The organism is Streptomyces sp. NPDC104309, from assembly GCF_055584025.1.
Map to the genome: position 1 here is coordinate 65068 of NZ_JBVJMV010000015.1, position 18809 is coordinate 83876.

Here is an 18809-nt window from a genome sequence, read left to right on the forward strand (position 1 = left end):
CTGTAGCTTCGTACGGACCGCGGCGGGAGCCGGCTCACTGCTCCGCGAGGGCCCGCAGCCTGCTCAGCGCCCGGTGCTGGGCGACCCGGACCGCACCCGGTGACATGCCGAGCATCTGTCCGGTCTCCTCCGCGGTCAGGCCGACCGCGACCCGCAGAACGAGCAGCTCGCGCTGGTTGTCCGGGAGGTTGGCGAGAAGCTTCTTGGCCCAGGCGGCATCGCTGCTGAGCAGGGCGCGCTCCTCGGGACCGAGTGAATCGTCGGGGCGCTCGGGCATCTCGTCGGAGGGCACGGCCGTCGATCCCGGGTGGCGCATGGCGGCCCGTTGGAGATCGGCGACCTTGTGGCCCGCGATGGCGAAGACGAAGGCTTCGAAGGGCCTGCCGGTGTCCTTGTAGCGCGGCAGCGCCATCAGCACCGCGACACAGACCTCCTGCGCCAGGTCCTCCACGAAGTGACGGGCATCACCGGGCAGCCGGTTCAGCCGGGACCTGCAGTAGCGCAGCGCGAGGGGGTGGACATGGGCCAGCAGATCATGGGTGGCCTGCGCGTCCCCCTCGACAGCACGGTGCACCAGTGCACCGATCACCGTCGTCTCGTCGTCGCGCATCGGACCATGGTGCCTCGGAGCCGCGTCTTCCGCTCCGCCACGTCCGTAGTTGTGCACCGAAGCGTTATGAGCGGGTGCGCCGGAAGTCATGTCCTGCGCCCTCCCCTTCCCCTTGACCGAATCGTTCCCGAGGAACTCCACGTCTCAAGGATGCGGCATCGGCCGGGAAGCGTCACATACCGTCGGCGCGGGGGGCACCACCGGCGGGGCGGAGCCCGCCCCGCGCACGTCGGTCACATCACCCCGTCCGCCGGTGGGCGGACGGGGAACCGCACGACTGCCGGCCATGGCAGGACCTCAGCGGACCAGGCCCCAGCGGAAGCCGAGCGCGACGGCGTGCGCCCGGTCCGAGGCACCGAGTTTCTTGAACAGACGCCTGGCGTGCGTCTTCACCGTGTCCTCGGAGAGGAACAGCTCACGGCCGATCTCGGCGTTCGAGCGGCCGTGGCTCATTCCTTCGAGCACCTGGATCTCACGCGCGGTGAGCGTCGGCGCCGCACCCATCTCGGCCGACCGCAGCCGACGCGGGGCGAGCCGCCACGTCGGATCGGCCAGCGCCTGGGTGACGGTGGCCCGCAACTCCGCACGGGAGGCGTCCTTGTGCAGATAGCCGCGGGCCCCGGCGGCGACCGCGAGCGCGACACCGTCCAGGTCCTCGGCGACGGTCAGCATGATGATCCTGGCGCCGGGATCGGCGGAGAGCAGCCGCCGGACCGTCTCCACACCCCCCAGACCGGGCATGCGTACGTCCATCAGAATCAGATCCGAACGGTCGGCGCCCCAGCGGCGGAGGACTTCCTCGCCGTTGGCCGCCGTCGTCACACGCTCGACGCCGGGCACGGTCGCGACCGCGCGACGAAGCGCTTCTCGGGCAAGCGGGGAGTCGTCGCAGACGAGGACGGATGTCATGACCGTCCTCCGCAGCTGATGCGCGTCACCTTGAGCCTCCAGGCTGTTACAAGTCGTCACCTGAGCGGTTGACGCTCTCGGACACCTGCCCGATCGCTTTTTCTGTCAACCGCCTCCGCCCTCTCAACGATGGTCACTCGAAAGAGTTACGGGTCGGACGGCCGGGATCGGCACTCTACGTGAGGACGCGTGCACAGAGGAGAGCGGCGCGGATCGTCCAACAGTCAACCGAAACTTCACATCAAGATATGCCCCATTTAGCGGGTTTTCTTCCCTTTTGCTGGTGTCTGTGGCTAGATTCGCAATCAGTCATATTTACATCTACTTACACCGTAGATGTGAATGTCATGAACACGGTCACCAATGGACGACAACGACGATTCCGACGCAGCATGGTTTCGAGGGGACAAGCAATGGCAGATTTCTCCCGCCTTCCCGGACCCAACGCCGATCTGTGGGACTGGCAACTGCTGGCGGCCTGCCGCGGGGTCGACAGCTCGCTGTTCTTCCACCCGGAGGGTGAACGCGGGGCGGCACGGAGCGCCCGCGAGAACTCGGCAAAAGAGGTCTGTATGCGATGCCCGGTACGTGCCGAGTGCGCGGCCCACGCACTCGCGGTACGAGAACCCTACGGAGTATGGGGCGGACTGACCGAGGACGAGCGCGAGGAGCTCATGGGGCGGGCCCGCAATCGCCTGATCGCGGCGGCGCCGTCGGGCGTTCCGTCCCCGTCGGGGCACGGCTGACACCGCCCGCCCCGCCCACCAACTAGAAAATCGTTTCCGCACTTCACCCGGCCACCGAGGGGGGCCGGGCCACAGGCAGGCCCCTCAACGGGCGGCGGCCAGGGACAGCCGGTCCAGGGTGGCCGCCACCGCCGGCACCTGGGCCAGGTCGGGCAGGGTCAGGGCGACGATCTCGCGCTCGATGGCCGGTTCCACCGTCACCGTGCGGGCCCCCTTGGGACGCACCGACTCGATCGCCAGCTCCGGCAGTACGGCCACCCCCAGCCCGGCGCCGACGAGACCGACGACCGCCGGGTAGTCGTCGGTGGCGAAGTCGATCCGGGGCGTGAAGCCGGACTCCTCGCAGACTTCCACCAGCTGGCGGCGGCAGCGCGGGCAGCCCGCGATCCACGGCTCCTCGGCCAGTTCGGCGATGCCGACCACCGCCGAACCGGACAGCCGGTGCCCCTCGGGGACCAGGCCGATCAGCCGGTCGGTGAGCAGCGGGCGCACGACCAGGTCGTCCCACTCGGCGCCGGGGACGCCGTAGCGGAACGCCAGCGCGATGTCGCAGTCGCCCTCGCGCAGCATCTCGACCGAGCGCGGCGGCTCGGCCTCGACCAGGGAGACCCGGGTGCCGGGGTGGGCCGCGCGCAGCGCGGCGAGGGCGCAGGGGACCAGAGTGGAACTGCCGCTGGGAAAGGAGACCAGCCGGACCCGGCCGGCCCGTAGTCCGGCGATCGCGGCGACCTCCTCCTCGGCGGCGGTGAGCCCGGCGAGGATGCCGGAGGCGTGCCGGACGAGGGCCTCGCCCGCCTGGGTGAGCCGCATCTCGCGTCCCGTACGAATCAGCAGGGTGGTCCCCGCGGAGGCCTCCAGCGCCTTCATCTGCTGGCTCACCGCGGGCTGGGTGCAGCCCAGTTCGCGGGCGGCGGCGGAGAACGAGCCGGTGGCGGCCACGGCGCGCAGGACACGGAGATGACGGGCTTCGATCACCCTTCAACCATAAGACACTCTTGGATCACATGCGAATTATTGGCATGCATCTTTGGGACTCGATTGGTTAGCGTTTCCCGCATGAAGCCGATGAAGTTGCTCACCGTGAACGTGGGACGGCCCAGGACCGTCGACTACACCGACGCCCCCGGCGGCGCGACCGGGATCGACAAGCAGCCGGTCGACGGCCCGGTACGGGTCACCGACCCAGGCCCCAAGGGCACCGGCGGCAGCGGACTGGCCGGGGACGCGGTGTGCGATCTGCGTCATCACGGCGGCTCCGACCAGGCCGTGTACGCCTTCGCCCGTGAGGAGCTCGACGCCTGGGAGCGGGAGCTCGGCCGGCCACTGCCCAATGGCGCGTTCGGCGAGAATCTGACGACCAGCGGGCTGGACGTGAGCAGCGCGAGGATCGGCGAGCGCTGGCGGATCGGCCCGGAACTGGTGCTGGAGGTCGCGTCGAGCCGGATTCCGTGCCGCACGTTCGCCGCTCATCTCGACGAGCGCGGCTGGGTCAGGCGGTTCACGCGGGCGGCCGCCCCCGGCGCGTATCTGCGAGTGATCGAGCCGGGCGCGATCCGTGCCGGGGACCCGGTCGAGATCGTGCACCGGCCCGCCCACGACGTCACCGTGGACCTGGAGTTCCGGGCCACGACGACGCGGCGCGATCTGCTCCCGGAGCTGCTCGCGGCGCGCGACGCTCTGCATCCCGAGACGCTGAGTGCCGCGCTGAAGTACGTGGAGAAGGAGGCGGCGGGCGGCTGATCGCGGGGGTGCGCGGGGCGCCGGTGCCCGACCGGCCGTGATCCGCCGGACAGGCACTAACGTGCCGCGTATGACGACTGCACTGATTACGGGCGCGACCGCGGGGATCGGAGCCGCCTTCGCGCGGCGGCTGGCGGCCGACGGGCACAACCTGGTGCTGGTGGCACGCGACACCGAGCGGCTGCGCGAGCAGGCGACCGAGCTGCACGACCGGCACGGCATCGAGGCCGAGGTGCTCCGGGCCGACCTGTCCGAGGACAAGGGGATCGCCGCGGTCGAGGACCGCTTGACGGACCTTCACCAACCGGTCGATCTGCTGGTCAACAACGCCGGGTTCGGCAACAAGGGCCGTTATCTGGACGTGCCCATGGCCGACGAGCTGACCATGCTGAAGGTGCACTGCGAGGCGGTGCTGCGGCTGACCTCGGCGGCTGCGGCCGGGATGCGGGAGCGCGGGCGCGGCGGGGTCGTCAACGTGGCCTCGGTGGCGGCGTTCGTGCCGCGCGGGACGTATGGCGCCTCCAAGGCGTGGGTCGTGCAGTTCACCCAGGGCGCGGCGAAGGACCTGGCGGGTTCGGGGGTGCGGCTGATGGCGCTGTGCCCCGGTTTCGTACGGACGGAGTTCCACCAGCGGGCCGGGATGGGGACCGGCAACATCCCCGGCTGGATGTGGCTCGACGCGGACAAGCTCGTGGCGGCGGCCCTGGTGGACCTGGCACGCGGCAAGTCGGTCTCGGTGCCGGACCCGCGGTACAAGGCGTTGATGGGGCTCGTGAAGCTGACGCCGCGCGGCCTGCTCGGAGGGGTCACCTCCAAGACAGGCCGCAAGTACGGTCCTCAGTGAGCGGTCGGTTACCGCACTCCCCGGCCCGCGTAGGCGCCGATGTCGGGGGCGCCGGGCTTCAGCACGTTGCCGAAGTAGTCCTTGCCGCCGTTGTTCTCGATGACGGCTCCGGCGGCGAGGGCGGGCGAACCCGCGCCGAGCCGGAAGTCGGCCCGGAGCTTCGGGTCGGCCGTGATGCCGCCGGGGTTCGGGCGAGTCATGTCGATGCCGTAGAAGGCGTTGTGGTCGAAGGAGAGCCCGGCCGTCGGGTTCTTGAAGGCGTAGCCGCCGACGCCCTCGCTCACGAAGACGTTGTTGCGGATGGCCAGTTCGTGCTGGGTGGTGGCCGGGCTGCCGGCGTCGTCCTGGACGAGGTATCCGGGGATCTGGTCCTTGTTGTGGAAACTGTTGTTGTAGATCTCCGTGCCGAGGATCGGGCCCCAGCAGTTCTGGATCAGGCGGGCGCCGTCGTCACGGCTCACGTTGTAGCGGGCGACCGTGCCGATGGTCCTGGCGCCGCTGTACGGGCAGATCAGCAGGAAGCCGCCCTTGTTGTCGTGGCTGTAGTTGTACTGGAAGACCGTGTTCTGCGAGGCACCGTCGGCGTCGAAGGACATCCCGTCGTGGGTGTTTCCGCCGCCCGAGACCTCGTTGTACTCGACGGTCGTGTCGTCGGTGTTGAAGGTCCAGATGCCCGCGTTGGCGGAGGGCGATCGGAGCTGGAAGCCGTCGACCCGGTTGTGGTCGACGCGGGCGCCGCTGGTGGTGTCGAGCTTCATGCCATCGCCGGCCAGGGACTTCAGCGTGTTGTGGTGGATGCGGACTCCGGTGCTGGGCGTCCACTCCCCCGGGTAGACGTTCGGGTCCTGCTGCTGTCCGACCAGATCGCGCTTGGAGAAGGTCGACTTGAAGTAGATGCCCTCGCGGTCCACGTCCTCGATGCGGTTGTGCCCGATGTCCAGGCCGTCGTACCAGCTGGCCTTCGCCGTGCCCTCGACCGCGACATGGATCGCGCTGGAACCGGACACCGTCTTGTAGTCGCCGCCGCGCACATCGTGGATGTAGAGGCCGGAGAGGCCGAAGCCGCGGGCGACGCCGTAGTCGGTGAGGCGGATGCGGACGCCGTTGCGCTCACTGCCGGGGTTGTCGGCGTTGGTGATCTCCAGGGCCTTCAGGTGCACGTACTGCGTGTTGGAGAGCAGGACGACATCGTGGGCGCCCGCTCCGTCGAGCCTGGCGCGGGCCGGGCCGTTCCCGTAGTCGGCGATGGTGAACGGGGCGCGGGCGGAGCCGGAGCCCTGCGGGGCGAGGGTGCCGGTGCAGGTGGCGCCGCGCTTGAAGAGCAGCCGGTCGCCGGGTCCGTAGGTGTGCGTGTTGGCCTCGGCGAGCGTGGTCCAGGGGTGCTGCTTGCTTCCGGTGGCACCGGCCGGCGCGGCGGCGCAGTCGACATGGAAGGTGCGGCCGGCGGGTGCGGCCTGTGCGGCGCTCTGACCGGCGACGGTCAGCCCGGCGGCGGCCGTCAGGGCCACGAGCGCCGCGGCGGTGACGCGATGTCTCACAATTCCTCCGTACGAACAGTCAGGGACGGGACGAGTCGGCATCGCCGGAATCCTGGACTCGGATTGATCGAACGTCAATGGATTGCCTTTGAATGATCGAAACTCCCATCGTTCGATCACGTTGCTCTAGGGTCGGAGAACGTCCCCGGCACCGGCCGGACCGGGGGCCGGGCCACACACTGCGAGGGGACTGCCGCCGTGCGCGAAAGTGCTGCTGAACGTCATGACCGCCTGCTGGGACTGGTACGGGAGCGGGGCTCGGCCCGGGTCTCGGACCTGGCCTCGCAGCTGGGCGTCTCGCCCGTCACCGTGCGCCGGGACGTGGAGGAGCTGGCCGGCCGGGGCCTGCTCGACCGGGTCCACGGCTCGGTCTCCTGGCCGCAGGACGCCGCCCCCGCGTCCGCCGCTGGGCCCGGCAGCGGCATGGTCCTCGGCATGCTCGCACCCTCGTCGACGTACTACTTCGCGGAGGTCATCCGCGGGGCCCACGAGGCGGCCGCCCGAGCCGGGGCCCGGCTGATCCTGCGGATCTCCGACTACCGGCCGCAGGAGGACCAGGCCCGCACCGAGGGCCTGCTCTCCGCCGGAGCGGAGGGCCTGCTGGTCGCCCCGGGCTGGCAGCACCCCGGCGATCCCGCCGCGTTCGGCGACTGGATCGCCTCGCTGCCGGTGCCGACCGTCCTGCTGGAGCGCAGACCCACCGCGGGCTCCCCGCTGGACGGCCTGGACCGGGTCTGCTCGGACCACGCGCACGGGGTGCTGCTCGCCGTACGCCACCTGGTGGACCTCGGGCACGGGGCGCCGCTGCTCATGGCCCGCGCGGACTCCCCGACGGCCGTCGCGGTGCGGTCCGGGTACGCGGAGGCCCTGGCCCTGCTCGGACTGGGCGCACCGCAGGACGTGATCGAGTCCGTACCGGCGGAACTCGCCCCGGACGCCTTCGAACAGGCCGTGCGGGCACTGCGCGAGGCGGTCCGCTCGGGCGTGGCGACGGCGGCGCTGATCCACAACGACGTGGACGCGATCCAGGTCGTGCAGCGCCTGGCCGAACTGGGCGTACGGGTGCCGGACGACCTGGCGCTGATCGCCTACGACGACGAGGTGGCCGCGCTCGCGGACACCCCGCTCACGGCGGTGGCGCCGCCCAAGCGCGACGTGGGCCGCCATGCCACGGAACTGCTGGTCGAGCGGCTCGGCCAGGGTGCGGGCGCGCCCCGGCGCCATCTGACACTGTTGCCGCAGCTGCGGGTCAGGGACTCGTGCGGGGCACCCCTCCCGTAGGCCGCGGACGGGCGGTGGGCCTGCGCCCGTCGGGCCCAGGCGCAGGCGACGGCGACCGCGACGGCGACTTCGGAACGAGCTCCGGAGCCGGTGTTCCCTCGGTACTCGCGAACCCCTCACGCAGGGCATTCCACCCACTTCCGTACGCAACTTATCTGATCTTTTTTCGATCAATCGCTCTTTCGCTCTTGACTTCGGTCACGGCTGGTCCAAGGATCACGGCCAACGCCAATGTCGCCGCCTGTTCAGGAGCTTCGCTGTGAGCCGCAGTTCGAGCAGAACGTCCCTCGCCGTAGTCGGCGCCGCCACCGCCCTCGCCGTTCTCACGGCCTGTGGCGGCAGCGGCGACGACCATGCCGCCGCCGGAAGCGACGGCAAGCCCGTCAGCATCACCTTCTGGGGCTGGGCCAAGGGGTCCAAGGAGGTCGTCGACGCGTTCAACGCCTCGCACAAGGACATCAAGGTGGTGTACGAGGAGATCCCGTCCGGCAACGCGGGCGGCTACGCCAAGATCTCCAACGCGGTCAAGGCGGGCAACGCCCCCGACCTGGTCTCCATCGAGTACCCGCAGCTTCCGGAGTACGTCAGCCAGGGCGCGCTCCAGGACATCGGCCAGTACTTCACCGACGACATCCGCAAGAAGCTGCTGCCGCAGGCGGTCGAACTGACCACGCTCGGCGGCAAGAACTGGGCCGTCCCGTTCGACGCCTCCCCGCAGTCCTTCTACTACCGCAAGGACCTGTTCGAGAAGTACGGCGTCGAGGTCCCCACGACCTGGGCCGACTTCCGCAAGGCCGCCGAGAAGGTGAAGAAGGCCGACAAGAACGCCCGCATCGGCACCTTCTTCCCCGACGACCCGACCACGTTCCAGGCGATGGCCTGGCAGGCGGGCGCCCAGTGGTACAAGCCCGAGGGCGACACCTGGAAGGTGAGCACGGCAGACGCGGCCACCAACAAGGTCGCCGACTACTGGCAGGGCCTGCTCGACGACGACCTGATCCGCGCCAACGCCTCGTTCAGTCCCGAATGGACCAACTCGCTCAAGAACGGCGGCACCGTCGGCTACCTCGGCGCCGCCTGGGGCGCGGGCGTCCTCAAGGGCACGCTGCCCGAGCAGAGCGGCAAGTGGGCCGTCGCCCCGATGCCCAGCTGGGACGGAAAGCCCGCCAGCGGCATGCTCGGCGGCTCCACCTTCGCGGTGACGAAGACCAGCAAGAAGGCCGAGGCCGCGGTCGAGTTCGCCACCTGGATGTCGACCACCGAGGAAGGCATCAAGGCCCGCATCGAGTCCGGCACTTCGAGCGCCTTCCCGGCCGCGTCGGCGCTGCGCCCGGTGGCGAAGAAGGCCTTCGACGCGGCCTTCTACGGCGGCGAGGACATCTACCAGGTGTTCGAGGGCGCCGCGACGTCCATCGGCCCGAACTGGAACTGGGGCCCGACGACCGGCACCACGAACACCACCATGAAGGACCAGTTCGGCAAGGTCGCCAGTGGCGGCACCACCATCAAGGACGCGGTGCGGGCCGGGCACGACGCCACGGTCGCCGAGCTGAAGAAGCGCGGTCTGAAGGTCGAGGACGCAGGCTGATGAAGCGCGCCCGGACGACCAGAGCCGCCGCCATCCTGCTGGGGCCCTTCTTCGTACTGTTCACCGTGGTCATGGTGCTGCCGATCGGATACGCGGTCTGGCTCAGCCTGTTCACCGAGAAGCAGTCCGGCCTGGGCTTCGGCGGCACCGAGACCGTCTTCAGCGGACTCGACAACTACACGGCGGCCCTGGGCGACCCGGCGTTCCGCGAGGGCTTCGGCGTACTCCTCGGATACTGCCTCTTCTACATTCCGCTGCTGCTCGTCGGGGCCCTCGCCCTTGCCCTGCTGCTGGACTCCGCGCTGGCCCGCGCCCGCAGGTTCTTCCAGCTCGCGCTCTTCCTGCCGCACGCCGTGCCCGGCATCATCGCCGCGCTGATCTGGGTCTACCTCTACACACCCCAGCTCAGCCCGGTGGTCAGCGCCATGGAATCCGGCGGAATCGGCTTCGACTTCTTCTCGCCCGAGGGTGCCCTCCCCTCCGTCGTCAACATCGCCCTGTGGGAGTGGCTCGGCTACAACATGGTGATCTTCTACGCCGCGTTGCAGGCCATCGACCGCTCCGTGCTCGAAGCGGCCACGGTCGACGGGGCCGGTGCCTGGCGCGTCGCGCTCAGCATCAAGGTGCCGTTGATCCGCGCCTCGGTCGTGATGGTCGCGCTGTTCACGGTCATCGGCTCGCTCCAGCTGTTCACCGAGCCGCTGATCCTCAACAAGGGAACCGGCTCCGCCGTCTCCTCCACCTGGACGCCGAACATGTACGCCTACACCGCGGCCTTCGAACGCAACGACTACGGTCTCGCCGCGGCCGCCTCCATCCTGCTGGCGCTCACGGCCGCGCTGCTGTCCTTCGTCGTCACCCGCTTCACCGGCCGGAAGGGCAAGAAAGCATGAACTCCCCCGCCTCCCGCGGCCGCTGGATGTCGAAGACCGCGGTCAACGGCTTCCTGCTGCTCGCCGTCGTCTACATGCTCTTCCCCCTCGTCTGGCTGGTCACCGCCGCCACGAAGGACACCGGCGGTCTGCTCGCGGGCAACGCGTTCTCCTTCGAGGGCTTCAACCTCGGCGAGAACCTGTCGAACCTGGCCTCCTACGGCGACGGGATCTACTTCCGCTGGTACCTCAACAGCCTCCTCTACGCGGGCGGCGGGGCGATCGTCTGCTCGCTGATCTGTGTCGCCGCGGGCTACGCCTTCGACAAGTACGAGTTCCGGGGCAAGGAGAAGCTGTTCGGCCTCGTGCTGATGGGCGTGCTCGTCCCCACCACGGCGCTCGCCCTGCCGATGTATCTCCTGGCCTCCAAGACCGGCCTGGTCAACACCTACTGGTCCGTGCTGATCCCGGTGCTGGTCAACCCGTTCGGCGTGTATCTCGCCCGGGTGTTCAGCACCGGCTACATACCGAACGAGGCCCTGGAGGCCGCCCGTATCGACGGGGCCGGCGAGCTGCGCGTCTTCTGGTCCATCGGCCTGCGCATGGTCATGCCGGGCTTCGTGACCGTCTTCCTCTTCCAGTTCACCGCGATCTGGAACAACTTCTTCCTCCCCCTCGTGATGCTCTCGGACCGCAAGCTCTTCCCGCTGAGCCTCGGTCTGTACTCCTGGAACACCAACACCCATGGCGAGCCGAGCTTCTATCCGCTCGTCGTCACCGGCTCGCTCCTCGCCGTCATCCCCCTGATCGTCGCCTTCGTCTCGCTGCAACGGCACTGGAAGGCCGGTCTGACCGCCGGCAGCGTCAAGTGACCACCGCGCGAGCCCTGAGGAGTACGAGTCCCACCATGTCCCACGCCACTGACAACCGGCCGACGGCCCTGCTCGCGATGGGCCCCGACGTCGCCGACCGCCTGCTCGCCGACCGCCATCGCACCCGGCTGGCCGCCCTCACCCGCACCGACCCGTACCTCGTCGCCCACGACCTGGCCGACCCGACGCCCGAGGTGGCCGCCGCGCTCGCCGATGCCGAGGTGCTGTTCACCTGCTGGGGCGCGACTCCGCTCACCGCCGAGGTGCTGTCGGCCGCGCCCCGGCTGCGCGCCGTGGTGCACGCGGCGGGTTCCGTGAAGCACCACATCACCGACGCCTGCTGGGAGCGCGGGCTCGCCGTCACCTCGGCGGCCGGCGCCAACGCGCTGCCCGTCGCCGAATTCACCCTCGCCGCGATCCTCTTCGCGGGCAAGCGGGTCCTGAGCTCCGCGGACCGCTACCGCACCCTGCGCGCCGACCACGACTGGCTCGCGGAACTCGACGGCTCCGGCAACTACCGCCGTACGGTCGGCATCATCGGGGCCTCCCGCATCGGCCGGCGCGTGATCGAGCTGCTGCGCCCCTTCGATCTGGAGGTCCTGCTGTACGACCCGTACGTGGACGAGCCGCAGGCGGCGCGGCTGGGCGTACGGCTCAGCTCGCTCGACGAGCTGTGCGCGCGCAGCTCGGTCGTCTCGGTGCACGCGCCGCAGCTTCCTCAGACGCGCCATCTGATCGGCGCGGCTCAGCTGTCGGCCATGGCGACCGGGACGACGCTGATCAACACGGCGCGGGGTTCGCTGGTCGACGAGGAGGCGCTGCTGCCGGAGCTGACGGCCGGTCGGCTGCACGCGGTGCTGGATGTGACGGAACCCGAACTCCCGCCCGCACACTCGCCGTTGTACGACCTGCCGAATGTACTGCTCACGCCGCATGTCGCGGGTTCGCTGGGCGATGAGCTGCACCGGATGGCCGACCAGGCGCTGGACGAGACGGAACGGTACGTACGGGGTCTGCCCTTCGCGGACCCGGTGCTGCCGGAGGTGCTGCCGCACTCGGCCTGACGCGGGCTCCGTACCCTGCCCGCACCACCCCGCCGGCGTCCCCGGCCCAAGGGCGCCGCACATGCCGAGGCCCGGTACCCCGCGACGGGGTACCGGGCCTCAGTGGCAGGTGGAGCTACACGCTAGTGCGAGTGGCCGTGGCCGTGGCCGGCCTCGGCCTCTTCCTCGGCCGGCTTCTCGACGACCAGCGTCTCGGTCGTGAGCAGCAGCGACGCGATGGACGCGGCGTTCTCCAGCGCGGAGCGGGTGACCTTGACCGGGTCGATGACGCCGGCCTTCACCAGGTCGCCGTACTCGCCGGTCGCGGCGTTGAAGCCCTGGCCCTTGTCGAGCTCGGAGACCTTCGAGGTGATGACGTAACCCTCCAGGCCCGCGTTCTCGGCGATCCAGCGCAGCGGCTCGACCGCGGCGCGGCGCACGACCGCGACACCGGTGGCCTCGTCGCCGGTCTTGCCGAGGTTGCCGTCGAGGACCTTGACGGCGTGGACGATGGCGGAGCCACCACCGGAGACGATGCCCTCCTCGACCGCGGCGCGGGTCGCGGAGATGGCGTCCTCCAGACGGTGCTTCTTCTCCTTCAGCTCCACCTCGGTGGCGGCACCGACACGGATCACGCACACGCCGCCGGCCAGCTTCGCGAGGCGCTCCTGGAGCTTCTCGCGGTCCCAGTCGGAGTCCGTGGCCTCGATCTCGGCCTTGATCTGGTTGACCCGGCCCTTGACGTCGCCGGGCTCGCCGCCGCCGTCCACGATCGTCGTGTCGTCCTTGGAGACGGTGACGCGGCGGGCGGTGCCCAGTACGTCCAGACCGGCCTGGTCGAGCTTGAGGCCGACCTCCTCGGCGATGACGGTCGCACCGGTGAGGGTGGCGATGTCGCCGAGCATGGCCTTGCGGCGGTCACCGAAGCCCGGGGCCTTCACCGCGACGGCGTTGAAGGTGCCACGGATCTTGTTGACGACGAGGGTCGACAGCGCCTCGCCCTCGACATCCTCGGCGATGATCAGCAGCGGCTTGGAGCCACCGGCCTGGATGACCTTCTCCAGCAGCGGGAGCAGCTCCTGGATCGAGCCGATCTTGCCCTGGTGGATCAGGATGTACGGGTCGTCGAGGACGGCCTCCATACGCTCCTGGTCGGTCACCATGTACGGGGACAGGTAGCCCTTGTCGAAGGCCATGCCCTCGGTGAAGTCGAGGTCCAGACCGAAGGTGTTGGACTCCTCGACGGTGATGACACCGTCCTTGCCGACCTTGTCCATCGCGTCCGCGATGAGCTCGCCGACCTGCGGGTCCTGCGCGGAGAGCGCGGCGACGGCGGCGATGTCGCTCTTGTCGTCGATCGGACGGGCGGTCGCGAGGAGCTCCTCGGACACGGCCTTGACCGCGGCGTCGATGCCCTTCTTCAGGGCGGCCGGGGAAGCACCCGCGGCAACGTTGCGCAGACCCTCGCGGACGAGCGCCTGGGCCAGCACGGTGGCGGTGGTCGTACCGTCACCCGCGACGTCGTTGGTCTTGGTCGCCACTTCCTTCACCAGCTGGGCGCCGAGGTTCTCGTACGGGTCGTCGAGCTCGACCTCGCGCGCGATGGTGACACCGTCGTTGGTGATGGTGGGAGCGCCGAACTTCTTGTCGATGACGACGTTGCGGCCCTTGGGGCCGATCGTCACCTTGACCGTGTCGGCAAGCTTGTTGACGCCGCGCTCAAGGGCGCGACGGGCGTCCTCGTCGAACTTCAGAATCTTCGCCATGGGAGCTGAGCTTTCCTCTCAAATGAACTGCGCCCCCGACCGCCCGGCTGGTTAGTTCGCAGGGGGCCAGGGGCGCAGAACAGAAGCAAACGTGGGTGAATTACTTCTCGATGATCGCGAGAACGTCGCGAGCCGAGAGGACGAGGTACTCCTCGCCGTTGTACTTCACCTCGGTGCCGCCGTACTTGCTGTACAGCACGACGTCGCCGGTCTTGACGTCGAGCGGCAGGCGCTCGCCGTTCTCGAAGCGGCCCGGTCCCACGGCCAGGACGACGCCCTCCTGGGGCTTCTCCTTGGCGGTGTCCGGAATGACCAGGCCGGAGGCCGTGGTCTGCTCGGCGTCGAGCGGCTGGACCACAATGCGGTCCTCGAGCGGCTTGATCGCAACCTTGGAGCTGGCGGTCGACACGATCCGGTCTCCCCCTTCGGAGATCTCACGGGGTTAAGAGTCTTTGGGTGGCGATCAGGTGGATCCGTCGTCGCGGGTGCCGGACCTGCCAGTCGCACAGTACTGCTGGCACTCTCCAGTGGTGAGTGCCAGCACCGAGACTATGACCGGGATTAGCACTCGGTCAAGCGGAGTGCCAATTCAGCCAGTCGTGGCGTGCCGGTGACCCTGCCCATCCCCGCCGCTCCCCACCCCCGCACAGCAGTCCGCACAGCAGTCCGGGCAACAGTCCGGGCAACAGTCCGGGCACCATGAGGACAACGCGGGGACGGACCGAACCGTTCCGTACGACCGTGGGTTCATGCTCGAACCTCCGCACGGACCGTCGAACCCGCTGCCGCCCCGCCCCTGGGCCGCGCAGCACCCCTCGCGCACCGTGAACGGCTGCCTCGACGTGCTGCTGGGTCTGCTGTTGGTGGCCCTGGAAGGGCTGATCTGCGCGGTCGCCGCCTACTCCCTGACGGTCTCGCGACTGGACCTCGACGGCCGGGAGACGCCCGGTCCGCCGCCGATGGACTGGAGGCCCGTCCTCGTCTTCGGCGGGATCACCGCGGTGGTCTCCTTGTTCGCCGTGGTCCTGATCCGCTCGAACTGGCCCTGGGCGGGCGGCATCCAGGTCCTGGCCGCGCTGCTGCTGTGCCTGGTCACGGTACTGACCGGGCACGAGGACTACCGCCGCTCGCACCCGGCACCGGCCCCCGCACCCTCGTACGATCCAGGCCGGTCCGGCCACCAGTGCCTCAGCGGCGGCGACAACCACGAGTGCCTGGACTCCGGCGGCTGAGGGCAGGCGACGACGACCAGCGACCCCAGCGCCCCGTGATCGCCGCGCGGACGCGCCCGCGGGCCGGCCTCGGGCGCCGGCCGCGGCCGGGTCATCTTCTGCGCGGCCTTGCGGCCCAGCCGTTCGATCGGATCCACCGACTGCGCGCACGCGGTGGTGGCGGTCAGCAGCGCACCGGCTGTCAGCAGTCCGGCGAGCAGCCGGTGCGCCCTCCTCATACGTAGTCCTCCAGCCGGGCCACGGCGTACCCCTTGTCCGTGATGGTCTTCATGACCGCGCGGACCAGGTCGGTCATGCTGCCGCTCCACTCCTTCCGGCCGCGGAAGTGCGTGAGGATGATGTCGCCGGGGCGCAGGTCCTGGTCCCCCTCGCGCCATTCCATGTGGTCCGGGAACGCCTCCTCGTTCCAGAGCGGCACGGCCTTGATGCCGCAGGACTTCGCGATGCGGAGCGTGTCCCCGTTGTAGTTGCCGTACGGCGGGCGGAAGAGGGTCGGACGCTTGCCGAACTGCTTCTCGATGATGTCCTGCTGGCCGCAGATCTCGCGCTTCTGCCCGCTGTAGGAGAGGCCGGGCAGGTAGGGGTGGCTGAGCGTGTGATTGTTGAGCGATACGCCCAGCCGCTGCGCCTCGCCGAAGTAGCCGTAGTTGTCTCTCACCTCGTAGTCGCTGAGGAACGCGCTGTACGGGATGTCCAGCTCGTCCATCATCCGCAGCAGTTCGGGGTCCTTCTCGGCACCGTCGTCCATCGTCAGGAAGACGACCCGGTCCTTGGTCGGGACGGTGGTGAACACCGGCGGCAGCGAGTCGTCGCCGCCCTTGACCTCGAACCCCTCCCGGGTGGTGAGGTGCGGCTTCACCGCGGGCGGCGGGGGTGCGACCAACGGCGGCCCGCCCAGTCCCCATTTCTTCGCGAGGGCCGCCCGTACGGCCGGGGCGAACTTCGCGTTCTCGTGGGATCCGGCGGGCGCGCGGCCCTGTTCGGCCGGTTGCCCGGGGCCCGCCTTCTGCCCGGGACCGCCCGGGTGTCCGGCGGAGGGTCGGGCCCGGTGCTCGGTGTCCGCGTCGCCCCGGCCGCCGGCTGCGGACGCACAGCCCGAGCCGACGGCGGCGAGCAGGAGTACGGCCAGGACCACGCGGGCCGGCCGGTGCGCGCCGGGAGCCCGGCGCGCACCGGCATCGAGTGTGCCCGATTGTCGCCTTTCCATGCTTAATTCTTCCTTTTGTCGCATAAGTCACATGGCGTCGCATCCTGCCAGCCCGTGAGGGACCCCGGGGTGCGACACCGCCGCCGGGTCCGCCGGTCAACCCGCCTGGCTCACAATGGGACGGGTGAACGCTCTCGCCCCGAACGACCCGTCCGACGCCCCCGACCCGTCCGACGCCGACGGCCGGCCCGGCGCCGACGCCCCGTCCGACGCCGACCCGCTCGCCGCCTTCATGGCCCTGCGCACCCCGGAGGGCGCGGCGCTGCTGGAGGGGCTGCGCTCGTACGACCCCGCCCAGGAGCTCGCCACCGCCACCCGGCTGCGCCGCACCCACCCGGCCTCCCTGGTGTCGGCCGCGCTGGGGCAGGCGCGGCTGCGGCAGCGGGCGGTGGCGAAATTCGGCGCCGAGGACGCGTACCGGATGTTCTTCACGCCGAACGGCGTCGAGCAGGCGACCCGTACCTCGGTGGCCACCCATCGCGCGCAGCGGTTCGTGGCGGCGGGGGTGCGGAGCGTCGCCGACCTCTGCTGCGGGATCGGCGGCGACGCGATCGCGCTCGCGCGGGCGGGCATCCCGGTCCTGGCCGTGGACCGCGATCCGCTGACCGCCGAGGTGGCGCGTGCCAACGCCGCCGCGCTCGGTCTGGACGGTCTGATCGAGGTGCGCCGCGCCGATGTCACCGGGATCGACACCTCGCCGTACGACGCGGTCTTCGTCGATCCGGCGCGGCGCGGCGGCCGGGGCAGGATCTTCGACCCCGAGGCGTACTCGCCACCGCTCTCCTGGGCGACCGGCGCGGCACTCGGGGCCCCGCGCGCCGCGCTGAAGATCGCCCCCGGCATCCCGCACGAGGCGATCCCGGCGCGGGCCGAGGCCGAGTGGATCTCGGACGGCGGCGATGTGAAGGAGGCGGTGCTCTGGTTCGGCGAGGGCTTCACGGCCGGTTCCTACCGCGCCACCGTGCTGCCGGCCGGCGCCTCGCTGTGGTCCGCGGCCCCACTGCCCGCCCCGCCCGTCGGCCCGGTCGGCCGCTATCTGTACGAGCCGGACGGCGCCGTCATCCGCGCCCATCTGGTCGCCGACATCGTGGCGCGGTGCGACGGCCGGCTGATCGACGAGACCATCGCGTACGTCACCAGCGACGAGCTGTACGACTCCCCGTACACCACCGGGTACGAGATCACCGACCGGCTGCCGTTCAACATGAAGAAGCTGAAGGCGCTGCTGCGGGAGCGGAAGGTCGGCGTCCTGACCGTGAAGAAGCGCGGCTCGGCCGTCGAGCCGGAGGAGCTGCGCCGCAGGATGAAGCTCCAGGGGCCGAACGCCGCGACGGTCTTCCTCACCCGGGTGGCCGGAGCCCCGACGATGCTGATCGGCCACCCGCTGACCGGTCCCGCCTGACCGGCGGGGGCGGCCGTCAGGCCAGGTCCGTCAGGTCCTCGGCATACACCTGGGAGAGTGGCTGAGGACCCACGTACTGCTGGCAGTTGCACTGGCCCGCCTCGAAGCGGACCGGCTTCTTGGCCTCGTCCCAGGCCGTCGGCACCTCGACCCGCTCATGGCACCTGCCCCGCTTGTCGTGCTTGGCGAGATGGTGCGTGCAGCCGCAGACCGGCTCCGGCGGCTTGTGGGCCGCTTCGACGGCCAGCCGCTCCTGCCTGGCCGCCTCCAGCAGCTCCAGCTTGCGGCTGTGCCGGTTGCGCAGTGCGGTACGGACGTTGTCGACGGCCCATCCGAAGCCGCCCGTCCAGAAGATGATGAGCACCCACCAGTACCACTCCATGCGACACTCCTCCCCCTGCGTGACTCATGTATCCGGCCAGGATAGGTCCGGGCTCACGACGCCGCGACGCCCCTGACCATCGTGGGCGAGGCCGTCAGCGGTGCGCGCCGCCCCCGGCGGAGAACAGCGGCTCCGGGGCGGGCGCCCCGACCAGTACCCGCAGCACCCAACGACGGTGGGCGAAAGCCTTGGTGACGCCGATCAGTCCGACGATCCAGCAGGTCATCCCGAGTCCCATGACGAGGGCGCCGAGGCCGAGACTGCCCCGGGCCGCCTCGTCGGTCGCCGGGACCGCGATGCAGGTGTACAGCCCGAGTGCGCACAGCGCGAAGGACAGCAGCAGCCAGACGAGACTGACGCCCGGCATCCTCAGCCGCGCGTCGCGCACCGGATCGCGGTCCAACCCGCCCCAGGCCACGAGCAGTCGGCGGATCTCACTGTCGCGGCACAGCCCGACGACGACGAAGACGACCGCGGGCACCGCGCAGCAGGCCCCCATTCCGGCGAGGATCAAGGCGAGCACGGCGCTGAAGATGTCGTAGGTCTCCTCGAACGTGATGAGCGCCGCGCCCACCAACGACCAGCCGACCGCGCAGAGCGCCCCCACAGCCACAGCGTCACCAGCCGCGCCGGGGAGACATGCCTCTTCACCAACTCCCCCAGCACCACGGCCCGGTCGGCGAGCAGCGCCTCGCGGTCGGGCCAGGAACGTATCTCCACGGATGGTGGGGGCGGCGGCAGTTGTGCGCGGCTGAACATGGGCCAGACCCTATCGAC

At 70.2% G+C, this 18809-nt stretch carries 19 protein-coding genes; 10 read left to right on the top strand and 9 right to left on the bottom strand.

Features of this window, described 5'->3' with window-relative positions; all coding sequences use genetic code 11:
- Positions 1–34: 34 nt before the first annotated feature.
- Both ACZ68L_RS22595 and ACZ68L_RS22600 read right to left on the bottom strand, forming a co-directional pair.
- Positions 35–610, bottom strand: coding sequence for a sigma-70 family RNA polymerase sigma factor (locus tag ACZ68L_RS22595; protein WP_093893485.1), 576 nt, complete (start codon positions 608–610; stop codon positions 35–37).
- 297 nt (positions 611–907) lie between these two features.
- Positions 908–1519, bottom strand: coding sequence for a response regulator transcription factor (locus ACZ68L_RS22600; RefSeq protein ID WP_003948568.1), 612 nt, complete (start codon positions 1517–1519; stop codon positions 908–910).
- 413 nt (positions 1520–1932) lie between these two features.
- Between ACZ68L_RS22600 and ACZ68L_RS22605 the strand changes: the two genes are divergently transcribed.
- Positions 1933–2265 carry a WhiB family transcriptional regulator gene (locus ACZ68L_RS22605; RefSeq protein ID WP_469579592.1) on the top strand — a complete coding sequence of 111 codons (333 nt, stop codon included), beginning with the start codon at positions 1933–1935 and terminating at the stop codon, positions 2263–2265.
- Between the two features lie 84 nt (positions 2266–2349).
- Here ACZ68L_RS22605 and ACZ68L_RS22610 read toward each other — a convergent pair whose 3' ends face one another.
- Positions 2350–3240 (bottom strand): LysR family transcriptional regulator, encoded by an 891-nt coding sequence (locus ACZ68L_RS22610; RefSeq protein WP_469579595.1) that lies wholly within the window; start codon positions 3238–3240, stop codon positions 2350–2352.
- Positions 3241–3330: 90 nt separating this feature from the next.
- Here ACZ68L_RS22610 and ACZ68L_RS22615 point away from each other — a divergent pair, with 90 nt between their 5' ends.
- A complete protein-coding gene (locus tag ACZ68L_RS22615; protein WP_469579763.1) occupies positions 3331–4005 on the top strand; it encodes an MOSC domain-containing protein in 675 nt (224 codons plus the stop codon).
- 70 nt (positions 4006–4075) lie between these two features.
- The gene (locus ACZ68L_RS22620; protein WP_469579597.1) at positions 4076–4849 is read left to right on the top strand and encodes an SDR family NAD(P)-dependent oxidoreductase; all 774 of its coding nucleotides are present in this window, start codon (positions 4076–4078) and stop codon (positions 4847–4849) included.
- 8 nt (positions 4850–4857) lie between these two features.
- Here ACZ68L_RS22620 and ACZ68L_RS22625 read toward each other — a convergent pair whose 3' ends face one another.
- Complete coding sequence (locus ACZ68L_RS22625) at positions 4858–6387, bottom strand: right-handed parallel beta-helix repeat-containing protein (protein WP_469579599.1); 1530 nt, start codon at positions 6385–6387, stop codon at positions 4858–4860.
- 198 nt (positions 6388–6585) lie between these two features.
- Here ACZ68L_RS22625 and ACZ68L_RS22630 point away from each other — a divergent pair, with 198 nt between their 5' ends.
- The 5 genes from ACZ68L_RS22630 (at position 6586) to ACZ68L_RS22650 (ending at position 12064) form a co-directional block, all read left to right on the top strand.
- A complete protein-coding gene (locus ACZ68L_RS22630; RefSeq protein WP_469579601.1) occupies positions 6586–7668 on the top strand; it encodes a LacI family DNA-binding transcriptional regulator in 1083 nt (360 codons plus the stop codon).
- Positions 7669–7927: 259 nt separating this feature from the next.
- Positions 7928–9256, top strand: coding sequence for an ABC transporter substrate-binding protein (locus ACZ68L_RS22635; RefSeq protein ID WP_469579603.1), 1329 nt, complete (start codon positions 7928–7930; stop codon positions 9254–9256).
- Positions 9256–10149 carry a carbohydrate ABC transporter permease gene (locus ACZ68L_RS22640; protein ID WP_469579605.1) on the top strand — a complete coding sequence of 298 codons (894 nt, stop codon included), beginning with the start codon at positions 9256–9258 and terminating at the stop codon, positions 10147–10149. The genes ACZ68L_RS22635 and ACZ68L_RS22640 overlap by 1 nt, the downstream gene beginning before the upstream one ends.
- On the top strand, positions 10146–11000 hold the full coding sequence (locus tag ACZ68L_RS22645; protein ID WP_376222237.1) for a carbohydrate ABC transporter permease: 855 nt from the start codon (positions 10146–10148) through the stop codon (positions 10998–11000). Before ACZ68L_RS22640 ends, ACZ68L_RS22645 begins: the two co-directional genes overlap by 4 nt.
- A 35-nt stretch (positions 11001–11035) precedes the next feature.
- Positions 11036–12064, top strand: coding sequence for a hydroxyacid dehydrogenase (locus tag ACZ68L_RS22650; RefSeq protein ID WP_469579606.1), 1029 nt, complete (start codon positions 11036–11038; stop codon positions 12062–12064).
- Positions 12065–12186: 122 nt separating this feature from the next.
- On the opposite strand, the gene groL is transcribed toward ACZ68L_RS22650, so the two are convergent.
- Together groL and groES are read right to left on the bottom strand one after the other, a co-directional pair.
- Positions 12187–13809 (bottom strand): chaperonin GroEL, encoded by a 1623-nt coding sequence (gene groL, locus ACZ68L_RS22655; RefSeq protein ID WP_469579608.1) that lies wholly within the window; start codon positions 13807–13809, stop codon positions 12187–12189.
- A gap of 100 nt (positions 13810–13909) precedes the next feature.
- Positions 13910–14218, bottom strand: a complete 309-nt coding sequence (groES, locus tag ACZ68L_RS22660) for a co-chaperone GroES (protein WP_018101172.1) — start codon at positions 14216–14218, stop codon at positions 13910–13912.
- A 340-nt stretch (positions 14219–14558) separates the two neighbouring features.
- On the opposite strand from groES, the gene ACZ68L_RS22665 reads away from it, so the two are divergent.
- Positions 14559–15041: a DUF6234 family protein gene (locus ACZ68L_RS22665; protein ID WP_469579610.1), complete on the top strand. Its 483-nt coding sequence runs from the start codon at positions 14559–14561 to the stop codon at positions 15039–15041.
- A 214-nt stretch (positions 15042–15255) separates the two neighbouring features.
- Here the strand turns inward: ACZ68L_RS22665 and ACZ68L_RS22670 are convergent, their stop codons facing one another.
- A complete protein-coding gene (locus ACZ68L_RS22670; protein ID WP_469579612.1) occupies positions 15256–16248 on the bottom strand; it encodes a polysaccharide deacetylase family protein in 993 nt (330 codons plus the stop codon).
- Positions 16249–16363: 115 nt separating this feature from the next.
- Between ACZ68L_RS22670 and ACZ68L_RS22675 the strand changes: the two genes are divergently transcribed.
- Positions 16364–17650: a THUMP-like domain-containing protein gene (locus ACZ68L_RS22675; RefSeq protein ID WP_469579614.1), complete on the top strand. Its 1287-nt coding sequence runs from the start codon at positions 16364–16366 to the stop codon at positions 17648–17650.
- Between the two features lie 16 nt (positions 17651–17666).
- Here ACZ68L_RS22675 and ACZ68L_RS22680 read toward each other — a convergent pair whose 3' ends face one another.
- Together ACZ68L_RS22680 and ACZ68L_RS22685 are read right to left on the bottom strand one after the other, a co-directional pair.
- A complete protein-coding gene (locus ACZ68L_RS22680) occupies positions 17667–18032 on the bottom strand; it encodes a hypothetical protein (RefSeq protein WP_351077933.1) in 366 nt (121 codons plus the stop codon).
- Between the two features lie 94 nt (positions 18033–18126).
- Positions 18127–18639 (bottom strand): hypothetical protein, encoded by a 513-nt coding sequence (locus tag ACZ68L_RS22685; RefSeq protein WP_469579616.1) that lies wholly within the window; start codon positions 18637–18639, stop codon positions 18127–18129.
- Positions 18640–18809 lie beyond the last annotated feature (170 nt).